The sequence below is a fragment of the Rothia santali genome, assembly GCF_024199905.1.
Classification (GTDB): domain Bacteria; phylum Actinomycetota; class Actinomycetes; order Actinomycetales; family Micrococcaceae; genus Rothia; species Rothia santali.
In genome coordinates, this window is sequence record NZ_JANAFB010000070.1 from 1 (window position 1) to 5,095 (window position 5,095).

The 5,095-nt window shown below is 71.9% G+C and carries 3 protein-coding genes; all 3 read left to right on the forward strand.

Annotated elements, in window-relative coordinates; genetic code table 11:
• The coding region (locus tag NBM05_RS14970) for a hypothetical protein (RefSeq protein WP_254169086.1) at window positions 1-1,128 on the forward strand (1,128 nt) is incomplete at its 5' end.
• A gap of 126 nt (window positions 1,129-1,254) precedes the next feature.
• Window positions 1,255-3,957 (forward strand): hypothetical protein, encoded by a 2,703-nt coding sequence (locus tag NBM05_RS14975; protein WP_254169088.1) that lies wholly within the window; start codon window positions 1,255-1,257, stop codon window positions 3,955-3,957.
• Window positions 3,958-4,114: 157 nt separating this feature from the next.
• A partial coding sequence (locus tag NBM05_RS14980) for an ABC transporter ATP-binding protein (protein ID WP_254169090.1) occupies window positions 4,115-5,095 on the forward strand: 981 nt, incomplete at its 3' end.

Genomic DNA, 5,095 nt, shown 5'->3' on the forward strand with positions numbered 1-5,095 from the left:
GCCCCGACCTGGCTCGTCGGGGACGGCTCCCTCCCCGGCCGGTTCGGCGTCTACCCGTTCGTCGCGCTGCTCTTCCAGCTGGTGGCCATGGCGATGGGCGGCACCCTCTCGCTCCAGCTCGCCCAGAACATCATGGGCGAGGGCGCGACGACGTCGGCCTCCCTCCACGGCGTCCCCCTCCTCGTCACCCTGGCGGGGCTGGTGGTCCTCTTCCTCGCCTCCCGGGCCCACGCCCGGCGCCAGGTGCGCCGCGGCGCCCGCCCGGGCGGCTTCCGGATCTGGCTGACCGCCCTGATCACTGGCGTCGTCCTGGCGGCCCTCGCCGTGGGGCTCTCCATCCTGCTCGCGGGGCGCGGGACCCTCGCCATCTCGATCATCTCCCTGGAGTACCGGTTCGACGCCGTGGACCTCCAGCTCGCGCTGTTCCCCCTGATCGCCGGGACGCTCGTCGCCGGGTGGGGCCGGCAGTGCGCCGCGGGCGCCGAGGACGGCCTGATCGCCGGGACCGTGCGGAGCCTGGCGCCCGGGCTCGGCACGGCGGTGCGGCTCTGCGGGCGGTACGCGGGCGGCGTCGCCCTGGCGGGCCTGGTCGGCCTGACCGTCCTGGCGTTCGTCCACCACTCCCCGGCCACCGGGCTGGCGACCCTGTTCTTCGGGCTGACGGCGGTCGTGGAGGTCATGGCGCTCGGCCACCTCTCCGGGCTCACCGCGCAGACGACGGCGCGCCTGGGCTACCAGCAGGACACCGCCTACATCTGGTCCGGCGCGATCCAGCAGTACACCGGCCTCTGGCCGATGCTGATCTGGGTCGCCATCGGCGTCGGGATCCTGTGGCTCGCGCTCTCCTGGTCGCGGCGGCGCCCCCGCACCGCGATGGCGACCTCGTGGTTCGCGATGCCCCTCGCCTTCCTGCTTCTCGGCCTCGCGCTGCAGTGGGCCGGCACGGTCCGCTTCGCGGACAACGGGTTCGTCCTCCAGGGCTTCTACGGGCTCGCCCCGGCCTGGTGGACGCCGGTGTGCCTGCTGGGGTGGGGCATCGTGGTGGAGCTGCTGGCCCGCTTCGTCGCGCCCCTGCTGGGCCGGCGCAGGAAGCGTCGGGTGGAGCGGCAGGCGAGCGCCCCGGTGTGATCGGGCGGTCTGTGGAAGACCCGGCTCCGTCATAAAACCTGCTGACCGGCCGGGAGTTTTCTGGGATTAACCTGTGTGTTGGTAGCGTCTGAGCGTCATCGCTCCCCACCACGTGAGAGGTACCCCGTGTCCGAGACCGGAGACCCCAGAGAACCACGACGTCCCGACGACGAGTCACCGCGGCCCGAGCCGGCCGGTCCCACCGAGGCGTCGTCCGAGACCGCGCCGACTCGTACAACCGGTGAACAGGCGGCGGCCGGGCCGTTCGACGACGCCGGACCGGCCGAGGCCGGACGGGCCGACGCCGAGCCTCGCCGGACCTCTCTCGTGGCCGCCCTCGGCTCTCGACTGACCCCCGCCGACTGGTGGGGCTCGGCCATCGCCGCCGGCGTCACCTACGGGGCGATGCTGATCGTCACGGCGCTCGCCTCCCTCGCTCTCATCGGGGTCGTCCGCGGCGAGCTCGACGCCTCGATGGACGCCTACACCGGCCAGGCCTGGTCGATGGTCTCCGGGCAGTTCGGCGCCTACGGGATGATCGCCCTGATCTTCCAGCTGGTGGCGATGGCCATGGGCGGCACCTTCACTCTGCGCCTCACCCAGAGTGGGCTCGGCGACGGCGAGACGGTCACGGCCTCACTCCACGCCGTCCCCCTCCTGATCACCCTGGTGGGGCTCGCGGCGCTGTTCGTCGCCTCCCGCATGCTTGCGCTGCGGCAGGTGCGGCGCGATGAGCGCCCGGGCGCGCCCGCCCTCTGGCTCTCCTCGGCGGTCACCGCGGTCATGCTCGTGGTCCTCACCGCGGTGCTGACGCTGATCTTCTCCGGACGCGGCTCGTTCAGCGCCTTCATCGTCTCCGTCACCTATGGATTCAACGCCTTCAGCCCCCAGCTGGTGCTGTACCCCCTCGTGATCGGGACGCTCGTCTCCTATTGGGCGCGCCGCTCCGTGATGCGCCCGGCGCGGGGGCGCGTGTCCGACGCCCTGGGCGCCTTCGCTCCCGGTGCCGGTGTGGCCGCTCGGTTGACCGGCGTCTATGCCGGGTGCCTGGCGCTCCTCGTGCTCGTCGTCCTCAGCATCGTCGCCGTCGTCGAGGGCTCGGCGAGCGCTGGGCTGGCCATGCTGTTCTTCGGGTTCCCGCTGGTGGCTGACGCGCTGGCCCTCGGCCACCTCTCCGGGATCGTCACCCAGGATTTCACCGGTTCGATCGCCGACCGCTCGGTCTCCTACATCTGGTCCGACCTGCTCACGGAGGCCGCCGGACACTGGCCCATGCTGCTCTGGATTCCCATCGTGCTGGGCATCCTGCTGCTCGCCGTCGCCTGGTCGGGGAGGCGGCCGCGCGTCGCTGGGGCGGGTTCGTGGTTCGTGATGCCCGCCGTGTTCCTTCTGGCGGGCATCGTGCTCGTCTGGGCCGGCGGCCTGCGGTTCTCCAGCGGCGGGTTCCTGGGGGAGGGCTCCTACGCCTTCGGACCGGTGTGGTGGACCCCGCTGTGCCTGCTGGTGTGGGGGTTCGCGGTCGAGGCGCTGGCCCGCTTCGCCGCCCCGTTCCTCGTGCGTGCGGTACCGGCTGGTGCGCGCGGCGTCGTCGTGGGATCCCCCGCGGTGGCCGCGAGCGCGGCCGGTGACCGCTCGGCTGCCGGCGGCGACGCGGCAGCACCCGCAACCCGACCGGTCGCGCCCGCGCCGATGTCGCCCGCGGCGAGGAAGAGGCTGTGGATCGCCGGCATCGTGGCCGGGTCCCTGGCGCTGCTCCTGGTGTTGGGCCTTGGCACCGTGCGCGTCGTCAACGCCACCGTCTACAACCCGGAGAAGGTCGTGGACGAGTACCTCGGGGCCGTGGTCGACGGCGATGTGGACCGGGCCGTGGAGGTCATCGACCCCAACGTCGCCTCCGCGGAGCGAGCTTTGCTCGCCGATGCCGTCTACTCCGCAGCCGACCAGCGCATCTCGGGCTACGAGGTGAACGGCGTCGAGGTCGGGGCGGACGGGGAGACGGCCGTGGCCGATATCGCCGTGACCCAGGACGGCCGCACCGTGGACCGGGAGCTGAGCCTCCGCAAGGCCGGGGGCAGCTTCGGCCTGGTCCAGTGGGAGATCGACGCACGTCAGCCGGGTCTGTACCAGACCATCGAGTACGAGGTCCCGGAGGGCGTCGACACCGTGACGGTCAACGGTACCGAGGTGGAGGTCCCCGAGGGCGGCGGTTCGTCCTCGGCCTCGCCGTCGCCCACCTCCGGACTCGGTTCCTCGGACGGCGCGGGCCAACCCCGGATCGCCTCGTTCACCGTGCTGCCGGGGAGGTACGAGTTCGCGGCGCCCTCGGGCGGCACGTACGTCACCTACGGCTCGGACCGCGCCGTCACCGCGGGCGTCGACGGTGGCCCGCAGACGGTCGCCTTCGACCAGCGCCTGACCGACGCCGCGCTCGAGGAGGCCCGGGAGGCCGCCAACGCCAGGCTGGACGAGTGCACCCGCGTGCGCGCGTTCGAGGTGCCCGACTGCGGGTTCGACTACTACGACACCAGCAGGGACCGGAACCCCGAGTGGTCGATCGAGACCTACCCTGAGTACGCGCTGTCCAACGACTCCTACTCCTCCCTGTTCTCCTCCTCCCAGGGCGACAACCTCGACGACGTCGACCCCGGTGCGACCCTCTACCTCGTGACCACCAAAGACGGGGAGGCCGGCCTGACCTATCAGAGCCGCTCCTTCGACGACGAGTGGGAGGATGAGGATGCGACCCGCAGCATCAGCGGCTACTTCGAGGTCGACCTGTCCTCGGACCAGCTGAAACTCGTCGACTCGACGAACTCGTCCGGGTTCTGAGCATCCGGCGGAGGGGTAGACCTGACTCCACCGCCTCTCATACCCCGGTATGAAATCGCCCGCGATCCCCCGAGAACCCCAGGGTTCTCGGGGGATCCGCTTATAGGCTGGAGCAGAAGACGTCAGCCCGGTGCGCCGGGATACGGAAGGAGACGCCATGATCGAGGTCTCGGGCCTCACCAAGACGTACGGCGCCAAACGGGCGGTGGACGACATCAGCTTCACCGTGCAGCCCGGGCGGGTCACGGGCTTCCTGGGCCCCAACGGCGCCGGCAAGTCCACCACGATGCGCATGATCCTCGGCCTGGAGCGCCCCACCGCGGGCACCGCGCTGGTCGAGGGGAAGCCCTACCGCGCGCTCGCCTCGCCGCTGACCACGGTCGGCTCCCTGCTGGAGGCCAAGTCGGTGCACCCGCGCCGCTCCGGGGTGAACCACCTGCGGGCGATGGCGGTGACCCACGGCATCCCCACCAGCCGGGTGGACGAGGTCATCGACATCACGGGCCTCTCCTCGGCCGCCAAGAAGAAGGTCGGCGGGTACTCGCTCGGCATGGGGCAGCGGCTGGGCATCGCCTCCGCGATCCTGGGCGACCCCTCCGTCATCATCCTCGACGAGCCGGTCAACGGCCTGGACCCGGAGGGCGTCATCTGGGTCCGCCAGATGGCCCGGTTCCTCGCCTCCGAGGGCAAGACGGTCTTCCTCTCCTCGCACCTGATGTCCGAGATGGCCCAGACCGCCGACCACCTCATCGTCATCGGGCAGGGGAAGATCCTCGCGGACCAGCCGCTCGAGGAGTTCCTCAACCAGGCCGGCGACGAGCGCGTGCTCGTCCGGACCGACGAGGCCGACGCCTTCGCCGGGGTCCTCCAGCGCGAGGGCCTGCGGGTCGAGCCGCACGACGGCGGACTGATGGTCCACGGCAGCGGCCGCCAGGTCGCCGAGCGCGCCCTGGCCGAGGGGATCCTCGTGCACGAGCTCAGCCCCCAGCACGCCTCCCTGGAGCAGGTCTACATGGCCATGACGCAGGACTCCGTGGAGTACCGCTCCGCGGACCCCGCCGGCGGCCGGGAGCAGCGGCCCGACGCCGCACCGTCCGCGAACCCCGCCGCCCCGTCCGCGGGCCACGCCGCACCGGCC